The sequence below is a fragment of the Exiguobacterium sp. RIT452 genome (assembly GCF_003598705.1).
Taxonomy (GTDB): domain Bacteria; phylum Bacillota; class Bacilli; order Exiguobacteriales; family Exiguobacteriaceae; genus Exiguobacterium_A; species Exiguobacterium_A undae.
This window is the reverse complement of the sequence record NZ_QXJB01000001.1, coordinates 924,999-941,794: the sequence shown is the minus strand read 5'-3', so window position 1 is coordinate 941,794 and position 16,796 is coordinate 924,999. Positions and strand designations below refer to the sequence as shown.

The 16,796-nt window shown below is 50.7% G+C and carries 12 protein-coding genes and 1 riboswitch; of the genes, 8 read left to right on the top strand and 4 right to left on the bottom strand.

All coding sequences use genetic code 11. From position 1 onward, the window contains the following. Positions 1 to 263: 263 nt before the first annotated feature. The 4 genes from D3D03_RS05070 to D3D03_RS05055 all read right to left on the bottom strand — a co-directional run bounded on the left by D3D03_RS05070 (position 264) and on the right by D3D03_RS05055 (position 6,000). Positions 264 to 734, bottom strand: a complete 471-nt coding sequence (locus tag D3D03_RS05070) for an NUDIX domain-containing protein (RefSeq protein ID WP_233550645.1) — start codon at positions 732 to 734, stop codon at positions 264 to 266. A 328-nt stretch (positions 735 to 1,062) separates the two neighbouring features. Next, the gene (gene parC, locus D3D03_RS05065; RefSeq protein ID WP_119923009.1) at positions 1,063 to 3,468 is read right to left on the bottom strand and encodes a DNA topoisomerase IV subunit A; all 2,406 of its coding nucleotides are present in this window, start codon (positions 3,466 to 3,468) and stop codon (positions 1,063 to 1,065) included. A gap of 1 nt (position 3,469) precedes the next feature. After that, a complete protein-coding gene (gene parE, locus D3D03_RS05060; RefSeq protein WP_119923008.1) occupies positions 3,470 to 5,431 on the bottom strand; it encodes a DNA topoisomerase IV subunit B in 1,962 nt (653 codons plus the stop codon). Between the two features lie 167 nt (positions 5,432 to 5,598). After that, positions 5,599 to 6,000, bottom strand: coding sequence for a CoA-binding protein (locus D3D03_RS05055; RefSeq protein ID WP_012370464.1), 402 nt, complete (start codon positions 5,998 to 6,000; stop codon positions 5,599 to 5,601). 425 nt (positions 6,001 to 6,425) lie between these two features. Here D3D03_RS05055 and D3D03_RS05050 point away from each other — a divergent pair, with 425 nt between their 5' ends. From D3D03_RS05050 to D3D03_RS05015, 8 genes are all read left to right on the top strand, one after another. Next, positions 6,426 to 7,466: a tyrosine-type recombinase/integrase gene (locus tag D3D03_RS05050; RefSeq protein WP_233550644.1), complete on the top strand. Its 1,041-nt coding sequence runs from the start codon at positions 6,426 to 6,428 to the stop codon at positions 7,464 to 7,466. Positions 7,467 to 7,507: 41 nt separating this feature from the next. After that, complete coding sequence (locus D3D03_RS05045; protein ID WP_119923006.1) at positions 7,508 to 10,138, top strand: DEAD/DEAH box helicase; 2,631 nt, start codon at positions 7,508 to 7,510, stop codon at positions 10,136 to 10,138. Between the two features lie 350 nt (positions 10,139 to 10,488). Further along, positions 10,489 to 11,166 carry a 50S ribosomal protein L25/general stress protein Ctc gene (locus tag D3D03_RS05040; protein ID WP_119923005.1) on the top strand — a complete coding sequence of 226 codons (678 nt, stop codon included), beginning with the start codon at positions 10,489 to 10,491 and terminating at the stop codon, positions 11,164 to 11,166. 92 nt (positions 11,167 to 11,258) lie between these two features. Continuing rightward, positions 11,259 to 11,358: riboswitch (TPP riboswitch) on the top strand. 105 nt (positions 11,359 to 11,463) lie between these two features. Continuing rightward, entirely contained in the window at positions 11,464 to 12,039 is a 576-nt protein-coding gene (locus D3D03_RS05035) for an ECF transporter S component (protein ID WP_026832884.1), read from the top strand. Continuing rightward, a complete protein-coding gene (locus D3D03_RS05030; RefSeq protein WP_233550643.1) occupies positions 12,036 to 13,595 on the top strand; it encodes an ABC transporter ATP-binding protein in 1,560 nt (519 codons plus the stop codon). Before D3D03_RS05035 ends, D3D03_RS05030 begins: the two co-directional genes overlap by 4 nt. Beyond that, the gene (locus tag D3D03_RS05025; RefSeq protein ID WP_199699994.1) at positions 13,561 to 14,286 is read left to right on the top strand and encodes an energy-coupling factor transporter transmembrane component T family protein; all 726 of its coding nucleotides are present in this window, start codon (positions 13,561 to 13,563) and stop codon (positions 14,284 to 14,286) included. The genes D3D03_RS05030 and D3D03_RS05025 overlap by 35 nt, the downstream gene beginning before the upstream one ends. 78 nt (positions 14,287 to 14,364) lie before the next feature. Continuing rightward, a complete protein-coding gene (locus tag D3D03_RS05020) occupies positions 14,365 to 15,405 on the top strand; it encodes an NAD(P)/FAD-dependent oxidoreductase (protein ID WP_119923004.1) in 1,041 nt (346 codons plus the stop codon). A gap of 146 nt (positions 15,406 to 15,551) precedes the next feature. Next, positions 15,552 to 16,793, top strand: a complete 1,242-nt coding sequence (locus tag D3D03_RS05015) for a hypothetical protein (RefSeq protein ID WP_119923003.1) — start codon at positions 15,552 to 15,554, stop codon at positions 16,791 to 16,793. Positions 16,794 to 16,796: the final 3 nt, after the last annotated feature.

The following is a 16,796-nucleotide window of genomic DNA, read 5'->3' as shown; positions in this document are numbered from 1 at the left end:
GCCGAAATCATGGCAACATGTCGTTTGTTACCGTTAATAGGGTAACATTTGCGGTGTTACTGTTATTAGAGTAACAAAAAATAACGTGGAAGACCATTAGGACGATGGACTGATTTTTATAGCGACAAGGTGAGACGTTAAAACAGACTAAAGAATCATTTTTTTATTTTAGTTAACATAACATATATTATCACTAGTTATAATATCTTGTCTCATAATTAAGGTAAACTCAATATAGTGAGACAAAACAAAAAAACACGGAGTTATCCGTGTTTTCGGCAATCGTAATGCTGGCTCCGTTCTAAACGATGAATCAACCGGTCCAAGAAAATATGATGGCGGCGTTCGAGCTGTGTGATCCGTTCCAGCGGCAACCACGCGAAATGGAAAAAATCACCGCAATCTTGACCGTCACCAGCAACACAATGCGTCCAACGATTTTCCTGACATTCGATATGTGCGTGGTAAAAATACGTGTAATGAACCCGCATTCGTTCCGGATACCGCATTTCCTCTTCGCCGACGTATTGGACGGTCGCGAGCGAAAGACCGCTTTCTTCCAGTGTTTCCCGTACAGCCGCTTCTTTGGCGATTTCAGCGTCTTCGATGGTACCAGCAGGAATTTGCCAATCACTGTCTGGAGCTGATTGCGGATGAAATACAAGTAGTTCCCATCCCTCTGGTTGTTCCCGTGTGATATAGATTGCTACTTTTTCGCGTCTTCTGAATTTCATCTTCATCACCTCTCCAGTTCGGCAGATTGCACAAAAGCAGCCGAGGAACATGTCCGTAGCTGCTTGATGAAAGAGATATAAGCTAAAGCTCCGAACTGCCCGCTCCACGTTTTTGTGGCGATCATGCCTTGACCATTTTCTTTTATTGTAGCGGTTATCGACAATCGTTTCAATTTGTAAACGACTGAATTGCTGATAATTCGAAGAAAAGTCTGAAAAAGATGCCGTGATGGGCGCTGGAAAGCCAGAAACGAACAGCAATCGGCGAGTTTTCACCCAATTGAACAAAAAAAGATGCCCCTCGTTTAAAATGAGGGGCATCTGACCATCAAACGGTATACCAATCGATCAAGGCACCGAATTTCTCTTCATCGTACGCAAACGAGCCGTTCGACAAACGATCCAGATAAGACAAGGATTGGACTTGAATCGTCTTTTCCTGCTCTTTTCCGATTAAGATGACTTCTTTTGCTTGGGTGACATCGATCAAAGCCGCAACTTGGTGAGGTTTTGATTTTAAATCACGCAGCAGCTGCGTCCCGCGTAAAGCGCGATTCGAAACTTGGAACTGGTCGGCAAGTCGCATTTTCTTCAGTGCGCCCCGCTGCGTCAAGAGGACGATGTTCGGCGCTTGTTTGAAGCCGATCGCCCCTGCGACGACATCCTGGTCCCGCAGATTGATTGCTTTCACACCAGCCGCCCGGACACCTACGACCGGGACATCGTCTTCCGTGAACCAGAGACCAAATCCATGCTGGGTCGTTAAGAACAATTGCTCTTGTCCGGTAGAAACCTTCGCATACAAGACTTCGTCATCGGACCGTAACCGGACACCTTGGAGGGGTTTTGATTTCCGCTGGGCGTTGTAATCACTCAGCTTCGAGCGTTTGACCATTCCTTGGCGCGTGACGAACAGACAGTGCGATGTTTCATCAAACGTCCGGACGAGATCGACGGATAAAATTCGGTCGCCCGGATCAAGTGGAACGAGATTGGCGACGTGTTGTCCCCCATCTTTCCACTTCGTATCCGGCAACTGGTGGACCGGAATCAAGAGATAGTTCCCCTGGACCGTCCAAACGATGACATGATCCGTCGTCATGGCTTGTCCTTGATACAGCAGGCGATCCTGCTCTTTCATCTCCGGCAAGTCGTTGGTCGCTCCGAATGAACGCATCGAAGACCGCTTGATATAGCCGTTTTTCGAGACGAAGACCATCGTTTCTTCGACCGCGATCATGACTTCCGTCTTCAGTTTCAACTCTTCGACTTCCGCTTCGACCGTCGAACGCCGGTTATCCGCAACCTGCTCTTTTAAGACCGTCAATTCCTTGATAATCAACCGGTTTCGCGTTTTTTCGTCGTTGAGAATCTTTTCGAGACGGGTGATTTCTTTTTCGAGCTTCGCAGCTTCGTCCTGTAATTCGACGATATCGGTGTTCGTTAACCGGTACAATTGAAGCATGACGACGGCTTCCGCTTGGCGGTCCGTGAACCGGAACCGCTCGATCAGCTTGTCTTTTGCTTCTGATTTGTTGGATGCGGACCGAATCAAAGCAAGTGTCTCATCGAGGACGGAAATCGCCGTCATCAAAGCAGAGACGACCTCCTGGCGGCGTTTCGCCTGCTCAAGATCAAATGTCGTGCGTCGGATGACCACATCCTTGACGTGGCTGAGATAGGCATCAAGTAAGGCCAGAACGCCCATCTGACGCGGTGTCCGCTCATGAATCGCCACCATGTTGTAGTTGTAGGCGATTTGCAGATCAGTCTGCTTCAGGTAGAAATGGAGCACTCCTTCGGCATCCGCTTCTTTTTTCAGTTCGATGACGACGCGGAGTCCGTCACGGTCCGTCTCATCGCGGACTTCCGCGACTCCTTCGACTTTACGGTCGAGGCGGAGTTCTTCCATCCGTTTGACGAGGTTGGCTTTGTTGACTTCATACGGCAGTTCCGTGATGATGATTTGTTGGCGTCCGCCGCGTAACGTTTCGATCGTCGCCCGCGAGCGGATGATGACTTTCCCGCGGCCGGTTTCGAACGCTTTTTTAATCCCGTCGAGCCCTTGGACGACTCCGCCGGTCGGGAAATCGGGTCCTTGCATGTGGGTCAATAAATCATCGACGGTATGCACGGTTCCGGAGATCCGACCGATCGCAGCGTCGAGCACCTCGCCTGCGTGATGGGGTGGGATTTCCGTCGCATAACCCGCTGAGATCCCGGTCGACCCGTTCATCAGAAGATTGGGTAAGAGAGACGGCAGTACAAGCGGTTCCTCTGTCGTATCATCAAAGTTCAGCGTGTAATCGACAGTCTGTTTATTGATGCCGTCGAGGATTAAGCTCGAGACTTTGGACAAACGGGCTTCCGTATACCGCATCGCTGCCGCACTGTCGCCGTCGATCGAGCCGTTGTTCCCTTGCATGTCGACTAACGGATACCGGAGTTTCCACTCCTGGCTCAGACGGACCATCGCTTCATACACTGATGAATCCCCGTGCGGGTGGTAGTTACCGATGACGACGCCGACTGTTTTGGCGGATTTTCGGTAAGCGCGGTCAAACAGGTTGCCTTCCGTATGCATCGCGTACAGAATCCGGCGTTGCACCGGTTTCAACCCGTCGCGGGCGTCCGGTAAGGCCCGGTCTTGGATGATGTATTTCGAATAACGTCCGAACCGGTCCCCGACGACTTGCTCGAGGGACAGGTTGAGGATGTTTTGCAGGTTAGACATATCAGTTCACACTCTCTTTCGTCACATGTTCATTTTCAATGATCGAGAGGTCTTCCGTCAGCCCAAACGCTACATTGTCTTCAATCCAGCTTCGGCGGTGTCCGACGTTATCGCCCATCAGGACAGATACACGTTTTTCAGCGACAGCTGCATCATCGATCGTGACACGAATCAACGTCCGTGTATCGGGATCCATCGTCGTTTCCCAAAGTTGTGGCGCATTCATCTCACCCAGTCCTTTGTAACGCTGGATCATATACCCTTTGCCGAATTTTTTCGTTGTTTTGGCAAGGGTTTCTTCGTCCCAGACGTACTCGAATTTCTCGGATTTGCCCTTCCCTTTCGAGACGCGGTAGAGCGGCGGCAAAGCGACGAAAACTTTTCCGGCATCGATCAACGGACGCATGTAACGGAAGAAGAACGTCAATAACAAGACTTGGATATGCGCCCCGTCCGTATCGGCATCCGTCATGATGATGACTTTGTCGAAGTTGCAATCGGACAGGTCAAAGTCTGCTCCGACGCCGCTCCCGATCGCATGGATGATCATATTGATCTCTTCATTTTTCATGATGTCGGCGAGCTTCGCTTTTTCCGTGTTCAGGACTTTCCCGCGTAACGGTAAAATCGCTTGGAACGTCCGGTTGCGTCCTTGTTTCGCTGAACCACCGGCAGAATCCCCCTCGACGAGGAATAATTCGTTTTTCTCGGCGTTTTTTGACGCGGCAGGTGTCAGTTTCCCGTTCAGGATGCTCGAACGTTTCTTTTTCTTGCCGTTCCGGGCTTCTTCGCGGGCTTTACGCGCGGCTTCCCGGGCCTGAGCGGCGCGGATCGCTTTTTTGATCAGGAGTGTCGCTGTTTGCGGGTTTTCCTCAAGATACGTCGACAAGCGGCGTGTAATAACGGCGTCGCAGCTCGTCCGGGCTTCCGGAGAACCAAGTTTTGATTTCGTTTGTCCTTCGAACTGCAGGAATTCTTCCGGAATCCGAATCGATACGATCATCGTCAACCCTTCGCGGATATCGTTGCCGTCGAGGTTTTTATCTTTTTCCTTAAGCAGCGTGTTTTTACGGGCATACTCGTTCATGACCCGTGTCATCGCCGTTTTGGCACCGACTTCATGTGTTCCACCGTCGCGTGTCCGGACGTTGTTGACGAACGACAGGACGTTTTCCGAATAGGCATCCGTGAACTGGAACGCGATATCGACTTCGATGTCATTTTCCGTTCCTTCAAAAGCGACTGTCGGATGTAACGTATCTTTGTCGTCGTTCAAATAGCCGACGAATTCGCTGACTCCGTCTTCGTATTGGAACGTGTCCGCTTTTTCCGACCGTTCGTCGGTCAGTGTGATTTTTAATCCTTTCAACAGGAAGGCTGATTCACGCAGGCGTTCCGCTAACGTATCGTAATTGTATGTCAACGTGCTGAAGATTTTTCCGTCCGGTTTAAAGTAGACGCTTGTTCCTTTTTGGCGAGTCGTTCCCGTTTCGAGCAAGGTCGTTTTCGGAATTCCCCCGTCTTCGAACGTTTGCTCAAACTGTTTCCCGTTGCGGTAAATCGTAACTTTTAACTGCGTCGACAGGGCGTTGACAACAGATGCCCCGACACCGTGCAGTCCGCCCGATGTTTTATAACCGCCTTGACCAAATTTACCGCCGGCATGAAGCACCGTGAAGATGACTTCTGCCGTCGGTTTTCCGGAAGCGTGCATCCCGGTCGGCATACCGCGTCCATGGTCGCGGACGGTAATTGCGTTATCTTTATGGATGATGACATCAATCTGTTCCCCGAATCCGGCCAGTGCCTCATCAATCGCATTATCAACGATCTCATACACCAAATGGTGGAGTCCGCGATGATCGGTCGAGCCGATATACATACCCGGGCGCTTCCGGACTGCTTCGAGTCCTTCGAGCACCTGTATGGCATCATCATTATAATTGTTTAAATCTGTCGCCATGTTTTTCACCTCAAATAGAAAAACGCCGAATATTCCAAACGTTCGTTCGTTTTTCTAGTAGTCTGTATCTAATTGTAGGCATCTTCTTGCTATCTGACAAGGATAATCTAGAAAACAAGAAAAAAAGACACCTACTGTCAAGGAGTAGATGTCTTGTCGGATTGCGATTACAAGTACTGGTGTTCAATTTTAATGCAACGATTTTCGATGTATGGAATACCGGCCCCGAGTGCTAAACTTTCCGCTTCGACACTCGATAACCCAAGTTGATTCCAAATCATGCCGACATCACCGTGTGCAACGGCATCTTTGGCGACGTCCGCCAGGAATTCCGAACGGCGGAAGACATCGACGATATCGATGTGTCCCGGGATGCTGGCGACACTCGGATACACTTTCTGACCATTCCATTCGTTTAAGGTCGGATTGACCGGAATGACTTCGTAACCGTGTTGGACCAGGTAGTCCGCAATCCAGTTGGCCGTTTTGCCGGAGTCGCTCGAAACACCAACGACCGCAATGCGTTTTGCATCTTTTAACAATTTACGTGCTTGTTGATCTGAAATCATGTTATGTCCCCCTCATGTTAAATACAGGATAGTCTTAGACTATATACCCCATTCGATTTGGATTAAGCCTCGAAACGGGCACATTCACAACGTCCGAAACCGGGAATTGACTAAAACGCTCTGTACGAAATCGAGATGACCAACTCCCTGTCGGAAGGAAGTTCGTTGCAACTGAGAGCGAATTCGGAACTTTCGATTTGTTCACGTTATTCGGTTGACATAATAGTATTATTGTCCTTGTATGTGCTGAAAAGGATTGTTCAATCAGTTGCATCGAGTCGAATGGTTACCTGTCTCGACCGATTTCGATGCAACTGAGCGCTCCCTGTCTGACAATTTAACATTGCGTGAAATAACTATTTCACGCAAACTAGTGTACCTTCTACCAACGTTTGGTATAGTAGTAACAGAGAGGGGATAGAATGATGAGCTTGTTTAAAAACCTAGGAAAAACCGTAAAACCGATACCCCTTCCCGCCCATACGATGGATCTTCCGGGATATGTCCGGATGCCGGATTTCATCCGGTCCTATATCGACCATTTGGCATCGAAGAATTTCTCGAAAGCGACGATGCGGCGGTACGTCTACGATTTTGATTCGTTTTTTCAGTTCGTCGCGGAAGCATCGGGAGAAGCAATTCAGGCGCGGGATATCACGCAGGACGCGTTTCTTGAAATTGATGGGTCCGGGATTGCCGCTTATGCGGAATACTTAGCTTTAACAAAACAGAACGCCCCGAGCGTCATCAATCGGAAACTGTCAGCACTTCAATCCTTGTTCCGGCATTTGATTGATATCGGTGTCCTGTCGGAAAATCCGGTCGCAAAAATCAATCGTCCGAAACAGGCGAAGCGGGATCCGGTTTACTTAACGAAACGCGAATGGGACGAACTGATGCAGCTGTTGCCGTCGAACGTCGAGATGAATGCCCGGGAAGCCGCGCATTATGAGCGGGATCGCGTTCGGGACGTCACGTTGTTTCAGTTGCTCGGGTACAGCGGGATGCGGCTCAGTGAAATGACGCAATTGACGTGGAGTGCCGTCGATTTTCACGAAGGGACGATTCGGGTCATCGGGAAAGGCAACAAGGAACGGGTCATTCCGCTCGCGAAGCCGGTCCGGGTCGCTTTACGGAAATACGCCGCGCATTACAGTCTGACGATGCGGGGGGCAGAACCGATTTTTCAGAAACAAGGCAAAGCGCTCAGTCCCCGGGCGGTCCAACATATCTTAAAACGGCACGTCGACCGTCTGCGTCCTGTTTTGCCGTTTTTGGAGCGGAAACAGATCACGCCGCATAAATTACGGCATACATTCGCGACGCGCCTGGCGACCGGCGGGGTCGATGTCTTGACGATTCAACAATTGCTCGGACACGAGTCGGTTGCGACGACGCAGGTTTATGCCCATATCGGTGATCAAGAGAAAAAACGGGCAATTGAATTATTTGATAGTGAACGATAATTGTATTATGTCACCTACATCCTAAGGAAAGGAGCAACGGGATGAATTATGGACTAAGTGAACGAAAAATCAAACAAATGTCGGATACCTATGCTTTCCGTCGCGGCAAACGGTATGTCGCCGCTAAAAAAGTCACGTTGCGAAACTACCAATCCGGTGACTTGCTCGTCGAAGCCGCTGTTCAAGGCGAAGACCTGTTCACCGTCACTGTCCGCGTCAAGGAACACGGCGTGGATGCCGGCTGCAACTGTCCGTCACTTGCGATGGATCAATCGTTTTGCGGACATATCGTTGCCGTGTTGCTAGCGATGCATCATGTGCAAGTCTACGGCACACCCGGTGGAAAGCAATCATTAATCCGTCCGTTTGCGACGACACGGCAGACGGAAGATGCCGCGGTGACGGCTTATTTGCAAACATTAAGTAAAACGAAACGGGCAAAAATCAGATTTGATGTCAACGGTTCGGCGATTGTGATGGAAAGCATCACGGCGCAACAACGTTTTATCATCAGTCCGATGTATTTTGACCGGCTCTTGCAAAGGCGTGACCACTTACGGAATCTGGCCGACGTCTGGCTCAGTCCCCCGCTCAAACACCGGCTCGTCAGCGGTCCGCCGACGGTCGAACTGGCGCTGGACCGGGAAGCTGGTGGACTTGAACTGCTCGTGACGTTTAGCTATCAGGGGGTTCGGATTAATCCGTTGCAAGAAACTGATTGGCTCGGACGCGATGGATTGCTCGAAGGGACCGTTCTCCGCTACGTGACGGAGAGTGGTTTCTTGGAGCGGAATGGTCGCTATCAATTAGAGGGAGAAGCGGCGGAATATCAATTTCTGAAAGGTTTGCTCGATCCCCGCGTCGTTTACGGCGAACTCGTCGTCCAAGTGACGGAAAGTATCCGTCAATCCTTACCGAACGGACCGTTTCATCCGCGGATTGATGTCGACACGACGGACCGCCTGGATTGGTTAACCTTCCGCTTTTCCATGGACGGCATCCCGGAAATGGAACTGAAACAGGTCTTGCAGTCGCTTGTCACCCGGAAAACGTATCACCGGTTAAAGAACGGTCAGTTTGTCTCGTTTGAGAACCGGGCGTTTGAACAGTTGCAACGCGTCTTTCGACAACTCGAAGCAGCAGAGCAGGACCAACTTGAAGCGGTGTTGCGCGCGCCGGCTCTGCCGAACCTCAAACATCTGGTCGGCGCCTCCTTCTTGCATGTCCATAAACAATTAACAGAACGATGGCTCGAGCTGAAAAATGGAACAGGAGTCTACCTGAACTTCCCGGAAGTACTCGACCGCCACTTGTATCCATATCAGCGGGCAGGGATCCAGTTCATGGCGAATCTCGCCGGACATGACGGGCACGGGATTTTAGCGGATGAGATGGGACTCGGGAAAACGATTCAGGCGATTGGGTATCTGGAGACGCTGCCGCCGGGACGGGTCTTAATTGTCGCCCCGGCCTCCCTGCTCCATAACTGGCAGGCGGAACTCACGCGATTTGCCCCGACGAGAACGGTCCATCTGTTGACCGGAGCGCGAAAGCACCGCTTGGACCAAATCGAGACAGTACCAGCGGACGGGATTTTTTTGATTTCCTACCCGTCGTTACGAGCCGACATGGAGGCACACCAGGCCGTCGAATACGACGTCGTAATTTTTGATGAGGCACAACATCTGAAGAATCCGGCGTCACAAACCGCTGTCCGCTTGCGCCGGATTCGGGCGAAACGTCGGTTTGCCTTGACCGGAACGCCGCTTGAAAACCGGACCGATGATCTCTGGTCGATTTTCCGGGTCATCTTCCCTTCCTTGCTGCCGGACTTACAGACGTTTCAAACGTGGTCGCATGACGAGATCAAACGATTCATCCGTCCGTTTCTGATGCGGCGGACCAAAGATGAGGTGTTGCAGGATTTACCGAAGAAGCAGATTGTCCATCACTACACAGACCTTGGTCCGACACAGAAAAAGCTTTATGCCTCCTACTTATCTAAACTGCAACTGGAAACGTTGCGTCATTTGGATGAAACGAAACGTGAGGACCGGATCAAGTTGCTCGCCGGTTTGACCCGCTTACGGCAGATTTGCTGTGATCCGGCGTTGTTTGTCGAAGATTATACAGGCGAATCGACAAAGCTCGAACGCCTGCTTGAAATCATTGAAGAAAAAGTAGCGAGCGGACATCGGATCCTGATTTTTTCCCAGTATACGAAGATGCTGGCCCGGATTCGGGAACGACTGGCAGCACGACAACGTGCCCACTTTCTACTGACCGGTGAGACGCCGGTTGAAGACCGGGTCGCACTGTGTGACCGGTTTAATGCCGGGGAAGTCGATCTCTTCCTGATTTCCTTGAAGGCCGGCGGGACCGGTCTGAATCTGGCGACGGCAGATACCGTCATTTTATACGACAGCTGGTGGAATCCAGCCGTCGAGCAACAAGCGGCTGACCGGGCCCATCGCTTGGGACAGCAGTCGCCGGTCGAAGTGATTAAGCTGTTGATGACCGGGACGATCGAGGAAAAGATGGCGGAATTACAAGATCGCAAAGCGACGATGATTGATGCCGTCTTATCGGATCAGAAGCCGGATATTTTAACGATTCGTGAACTCGTCCGTCTGCTCGATTCCCCCGCTTTTATCGATTCAGCAGGTGAGTAACCACACAAATCAAAGAAATTCTTAAAAAAATGAAGGACCTTCAATCCGTTGTCTATCAACAGGTTTGAAGGTCTTTCGACAATCAAATTCAGAAAAAAAGGTTTTAACTTTTGAAAGACAGGGGTATATCTACATTAGCACCGTACAACACGGTCGCTTTTCAATTATTGTTTCTCAATATCAGCGTAATGACCTGGGAGAGAAATGCTACTTACTCACTTCGTTTTTCATTTCTGAATGAAATCCAGTTGAACTAGCATTTAGCGCATGAATTTCTGTTGGAACCTATTGTTCCACTCCTACATTCATTACCTTTTGAGGGCTATACCAAATTCAAGGGGGAAATGAACATGTCAGTAACATTAAAAGTAGAAGAACGCGAAGTACGCCCACGCTCACTTAGAAAGCAATTACGTCATGAAGGAAAAGCTCTTGGTGTCGTGTATGGCTACAAAGTGGAAAGCACACCGATTTCATTCGATGAAAAAGAATTGGTCAAAGTTGTCCGCGAACACGGCGAAAACGTCTTGGTCGCTCTCCAAATCGGCGGTAAAAAGGTCAACACGTTGATCAACAAACTCGATATGGACATCTTTACACCAACGATCAAACACGTTGAATTCATCGCTGTTAAAATGGATGAAGAAACAGAAGTCGAAACGGATATCGTCCTCGTCGGCGAAGCAGCTGGCGCGAAACTTGGCGGATTCCTTTCACAAACACTCTTTAAAGTAACAGTTGCCGCAACACCAGATAAATTACCGGAACGCATCGAAGTGGATGTAACGGAACTTGCAATCGGAGATTCGATTACAGTCGCTGATCTTCCGGAAGAAAAAGATTTCCGTGTCGTCACAGAAGGTGACATCCAAGTTGCAGCGGTCGTTGAATCGACACTTGAAGCTGAACTTGAAGAAATCGAAGAAGCAGAAGCTGAGGCACAAGCAGCTGATGCGGATACAGCGACAGACGATTCAGAACAAACTTCTGAAGAGCAAGCTGAAGAAAACAAAGAAGATAAAGAGTAATCTTTTCTCCCCTCCCCTCGTGGGAGGTTTTTTTTATGCATATTGACAAGTCGCGGCGACAGCCGTACAGTGAAGAAGGTACACATCATTGACACATCCACTAGGGGAGCCCGCTCGGCTGAGACGATTTACTTCGGACCCTTTGAACCTGATCTAGTTCATACTAGCGTAGGAAAGTGGAGCGGAATCCTCGTGCTCTTTTTCTGCAGCTTGCAGGTTACACGACCGCTCTCTTTTCATAGAGGGCGGTCTTTTTTGTGGTTTCTTTGTGGGTGTGCATTCAAAGGAGAAGTGATTATGAACAGTTGGAAAATGAAAGAAATCATCGTCATGATGATGCTCGCCGTAGCTTGTGGTGTCCTCTACTTAGGATGGTCGACGTTATGGTTGCCGATCTCGGCCATCTTTGGACCGGTCGGAGCAAACTGGATGTTCGGCATCTGGGTCATCGCCAGTCCCCTTGTCGCCTACATCATTCAAAAACCAGGCGCGGCATTGATTGCAGAAGTCGTCGCTGCTGCCGTCGAGTTGTTTACAGGGAGTCACTTCGGCTTATCGGCACTGTTGATTGGATTTGCACAGGGAATCGGAGCCGAGATCGCCTTTGCCGTGTTCGGCTACCGGACGTTTAATACGTTCACCTTGATGTTGTCCGGTGTCTTTGCCGCCGTCGGAAGTATGGTCTACAGCCTCATCGTAAATGGATTTGCCTATTATACGACGACGACACTGCTGTTGACGTTTTCCCTGCAACTCGTCAGCGGAGCATTGCTCGGTGGATTGCTCGCCAAACTAATCGTCGACGCGCTCGTTAAAACCGGGACATTGAACGGTTATGCGATCGGACGGCAACGAAAGCAGCGTGCCGCATGATGCAGTGCGCGCACCTGTCCGTCCGTTATCCGGATCAGGATTCTCCGGTCTTACACGACTTGTCGATCACGATTCAAAAAGGAGAAACGACCTTGCTCGTCGGTCCAAGCGGCAGCGGCAAGACGACCTTTTTACACGTTCTTGCCGGTCTGTTGCCGGATACGATTGAAGCAGATGTCACCGGTCACTGGTCGACCGAGGGAACGGTCGGGATTTTGTTCCAACAGCCGGACGATCAGTTTTGTATGCAGACGGTCGGAGCGGAAATCGCCTTTAGTCTCGAGAATCGGCAGATTATCCGCAGTGAGATGGAGGAACGCATCCAGTTGCTGCTGGCGCGGGTCGGACTTGATCTTGCCTTGACGACACCGATTGCCGAACTGTCCGGCGGGATGAAGCAACGGCTCGCGTTGGCCTGTGTCCTCGCCCTTGAACCGGATATCTTATTACTGGATGAACCGACGGCACAACTCGACCCGAGTGGTCAACGGACGATGATGCATCTGATTGAAGAATTGCACCGTGATCCCGACATGACGCTCGTTCTGATCGAACATCAGCTCGATCAGTGCGTGACGTTTGCCGACCGGGTACTTGTCTTTGAAGGAGGTCGCTTATTGCTTGATGGCACACCGTATGACGTGTTTCATCAACAGCGGAATGTGATGACGGCGCTTGGGATTGCGATGCCGCTCCTCTACCCTTACGGACTGGAGACCTTACCGGAACTGTCCGGACAAGCCTGTCATCTGAAGAAACGTCCGGTTGAACGTCGAGCGGTTGGAACGGAGCGGACATTTGAACTGACGCGGGTCCGTGTCAAACGGGGGAAACGGACGATTCTTAACGATTTTTCATGGACGACCTTTTCCGGTCAATGGATCATGCTCGTCGGACGCAACGGGGCTGGAAAAAGCACAGTCCTTGAGACACTGGCGAAATTGCTTCCGTCCCGAGGCGATATCCGCTTGTTCGACACCCCGCTTCGGAGATGGTCGGACCGGACGTATTACCAACAAGTCGGCTTTGTTTTTCAACAACCGGACTTCCAGTTTCTTAAACAGACGGTCACCGACGAACTTGCCATCAGCTGTGCTACCTTTGATCCGGAACGGGTCCAGACAGCCTTGCGTCACTATCGACTGACCGATGTCGCGGATCAGTCTCCCCTCGCGCTCAGTCTCGGGCAAAAAAGACGGTTGAGTGTCGCGACGATGTTACTGGAACGAAAAGCTGTTTTGTTGCTCGATGAACCGACCTTTGGACAAGACGCTGAGACGACGGCACATATCATCGACGTGCTGCATCAAGCCCGTGAGGCAGGAACGACCGTGATCATGGTGACGCACGACATGGAGCTGGTCCACCGTTACGCCGACCGTGTCGTCGTCATCGGCGAGGAACGGGTCCAGTTTGACGGGACGCCGCTGGAGTTGTTTCAGGAAGAAGCACTTTTGGAACAAAACCAACTGTTCCGTCCAATATCGTTTCTGTATCAACAACTCGAGGAGGTGAAACACCGTGCAGGAAAACGACACACCGCTCGCGCGTATTAATCCGGCGGTCAAGCTCGGAACGCTCCTCTATGTGATGGTGTTGCTGATTACGACGTCGAGTCTGCAGGTGACGCTTGCCTTAGCGGTACTTGCTGCCGTCGGGATCTGCAGTTCCGGTTGGCGTTTGCCGACGCTTCTTCTGCGCTTGGCTCCCTATGGTGTCTTGTTTTTGTTGACGTTTTGGATGATGGCGGCGTTCGGCAAAGGCAGCACCGAACTTTGGACGTTCGGCTGGTTTCGGATTACGGAAGAAAGTCTCGATCATGCCTGGTTGATTGCGACCCGGATGCTTGCATTTGTCTTCCTGAGCTTGACGTTCGTTGCAACGACGGATCCGACACGGTTCGTCATGAGCCTGATTCATCAGTGCCGCCTGCCGGTCCGTCTGGCCTACGGTTTTTTAGCCGGTCTACGCTTTATTCCGATCTTTCGGCAAACGATTCGGACCATTCGCCAAGCCCGGCGTGTCCGCCGGCAACGGTCGATCTGGCCCTGGCAAACGTTTTTTGACATCAGCTTGCCGCTCTTTACGACGAGCATCATCCGGTCGGAACAGATTGCGATTGCGATGGAAGCACGACAGTTTCAAACAAACCGGACGTATTATGTCCGACCGATCGTCACCCGCTTCGATCTGTTGTTTTTCGGTCTCATCAGCAGCATCGCGACGTCGCTTCGTCTTTTTGTCTGACCGGCGCAAGATTACTTCCTGCTACATCAGGGAAATACCATCTCAGGTGTAAAGAATTCAAAAAAGGAGGTGAACGTCGTGACACGAATCATTTTAGTAGGTGCGGGCCATGCACATTTAGAATGTATTAAACAAGGCAGTCATCCGGATGTCGACTGGATCGTCATCAATCCTTCACGCTATCAGTATTATTCCGGGATGTTCTCGGGGTTGGCGGACGGGACCTATACGCTCGATGAGACCCGGATCGATGTCAAAGCGTTGTGTGAGCGCCACGGGAAGACATGGATCGAGGACCGGGTTATTCGAATTGACGCGGCGAATAAACAGGTGATATGCCAGTCCGGACAGATTCTGTCGTATGACATCGTGTCGTGTAACATCGGCTCGCGTGACTGGGAGATTGCCGGTGCGCCGCGTGTGACGATAAAACCGAACTACCGGATTGATCAAGCGCTCGAGGTGTTCAGGAATGCCGTTTCCCCTGTCATCGTCGGCAGTGGCGCGGCTGCAGTCGAGATGGCGGCGTCTTTTCGGTCCGCCGGCAGTCCGGTGACGCTGATTCACGAGGAACCGGTGCTCGCGGGTCATCCGGCTGGTCCAAAGGTTGCGAAACGGCTTGATCAACTGGGCGTCAAACGAATCGTCGATCGGTTTGATACGCTGGAAGGTCAAACGGCGTGGTTACAATCCGGTCAGTCGCTCGAGACGGATGCCCTGTTATTTTTAGGGGGTGCCCGTGCGAGCAAACTGTTTCAGGAATCGGATTTGTACTGTGATGCGCGGGGTTTCCTGCTCGTCCATGAGACGTTGCAGGCACTGGAAGATCCGTCAATCTTTGCCGTCGGTGACTGTGCGACACTGACCGCGTATCCGGACACACCGAAAAACGGAGTGACGGCCGTTCGTCAGGCACCGGTCTTGCTGAAAAACCTGCTTCGGTTCGTGAATCAAGAGCGTCTGGTGACGTTTCACCCGCAACGGCGTTATTTGACGATCCTGGCCCTCGGCGGTAAACAGGCGACATTGCTGTACGGGCGTCATCATCAGACCAATCATCTCAGCTGGTGCCTCAAACAATGGATTGACCGCCGGTTTATCCGCAACTATACGAATTAATCCACCAATCACGGATGTCCGTGATTGGTTTTTTTTGTCTGTGCTGACTCCTTGTTCAATAAAATAACCATTTTTATACAGGTCTGATATAGTAATATGATGGATATGAAAACAGAGGAGGAATTGTCATTAAAAAAGGTTTACTGATGGCGGCTCTTGTCTCCAGTCTTATTTTGACCGGCTGCGGACAAGAACGGTTGCTTCAACTGGAACCGGTCCCTGCCTATTGGACCGCGTATGCATTTGCTTCCGGTGAATACATAGAAGAAGAAGTTACCATGGAACAAAAGAAACAATTGTTGCGGACGTGTATGGAGAAAAAAACGGTTCCTCTACCGAAGTCATACCGGACGTTGCAGACATTCGGCATGTTTTTTACATTGAATGATCTAGAGCTTCAACCAACTCCGACCGAAGTGGTCTATCTTGCACAAGGTCAGCAACTGTATGTATCCTGTCGTTCGTCCAAGACACACGAATTACGTGTCCACCGGGTGAAAGCGGCGGATCATCCATGGGTCCGCGTAACAAAGGGTCAGGATCGCGCCTCGATGAAAGCACCGGCTCTCATTCCGCTGACGAAGGAACAACAGGACCGGCATGTCTCCACTAATCGGGACACGACGGCAGAAAATGAATTTGCGCGAGACTTGAAGCCGTTTTACGGTCTTCAATTGCCGGTTTCGGGACAATTGTTGTTTGTCATGACCGAGTCCGGCAAAGAACATGTCATTCGAAATATTCCGATGTCGTCCCTTCACCAGCAAGCAGAGTTTTACCTGGTGAGCCGCCGACATGCCGACGGCTCGACATCCCGTTCGCTGACCTTTTCACGTTACGATTGGGAAATCATGGACCGGCAAATCATGACGGCATACAAATCTGATCTGATCCGCATGAAGCAATATCCTTTGCCGAAAACTTTACCGTTGAATCAAACGATTCCGTTCGTGACGCTCCAGATAAAAGGAGATCAGCAGATGTTAGAAGAAAAGACACTCTCGATACGTTATCAGCCGGTGTATCGTCCGGTCGACGAATACCAAATTGAGGCTGAGCCGACGCAGGGAATGACAGCCTACTTCCATCCGACGATGACATCGTTTGAAAAAGCGAAACGGTCCGAAATGGTCACCCTGCCAAATCAGCTGTCCCGAGCGATTGCCAAAGAGTTAAAAGCTGTCACACCGGAAGAACCGCAAGGAGCAAATACACCGTTCTCGTATATGACGTTGCTTGAAGACGGCAACACTCAAACCTTTAAAGTCTACGTTAAAAAACGCGCCAACAAGACGGATCTTTACTTGCAAGAGCAGCGGACGAAAAAAAGTGCCAAGCTGTCCGGTGATGTGGCGCGGCAAGTCATTGAACAGTTAGAAGAAGAGTGATGC

Bases quoted from the DNA above. Each gene is read 5' to 3' on its own strand.
- D3D03_RS05045 (WP_119923006.1), top strand. From the start codon at position 7,508: ATGAATTATGGACTAAGTGAACGAAAAATCAAACAAATGTCGGATACC.
- parE (WP_119923008.1), bottom strand. From the start codon at position 5,431: ATGGCGACAGATTTAAACAATTATAATGATGATGCCATACAGGTGCTC.
- D3D03_RS05035 (WP_026832884.1), top strand. From the start codon at position 11,464: ATGAACAGTTGGAAAATGAAAGAAATCATCGTCATGATGATGCTCGCC.
- D3D03_RS05055 (WP_012370464.1), bottom strand. From the start codon at position 6,000: ATGATTTCAGATCAACAAGCACGTAAATTGTTAAAAGATGCAAAACGC.
- D3D03_RS05050 (WP_233550644.1), top strand. From the start codon at position 6,426: ATGAGCTTGTTTAAAAACCTAGGAAAAACCGTAAAACCGATACCCCTT.
- D3D03_RS05030 (WP_233550643.1), top strand. From the start codon at position 12,036: ATGATGCAGTGCGCGCACCTGTCCGTCCGTTATCCGGATCAGGATTCT.
- D3D03_RS05040 (WP_119923005.1), top strand. From the start codon at position 10,489: ATGTCAGTAACATTAAAAGTAGAAGAACGCGAAGTACGCCCACGCTCA.
- D3D03_RS05015 (WP_119923003.1), top strand. From the start codon at position 15,552: ATGGCGGCTCTTGTCTCCAGTCTTATTTTGACCGGCTGCGGACAAGAA.
- parC (WP_119923009.1), bottom strand. From the start codon at position 3,468: ATGTCTAACCTGCAAAACATCCTCAACCTGTCCCTCGAGCAAGTCGTC.
- D3D03_RS05070 (WP_233550645.1), bottom strand. From the start codon at position 734: ATGAAATTCAGAAGACGCGAAAAAGTAGCAATCTATATCACACGGGAA.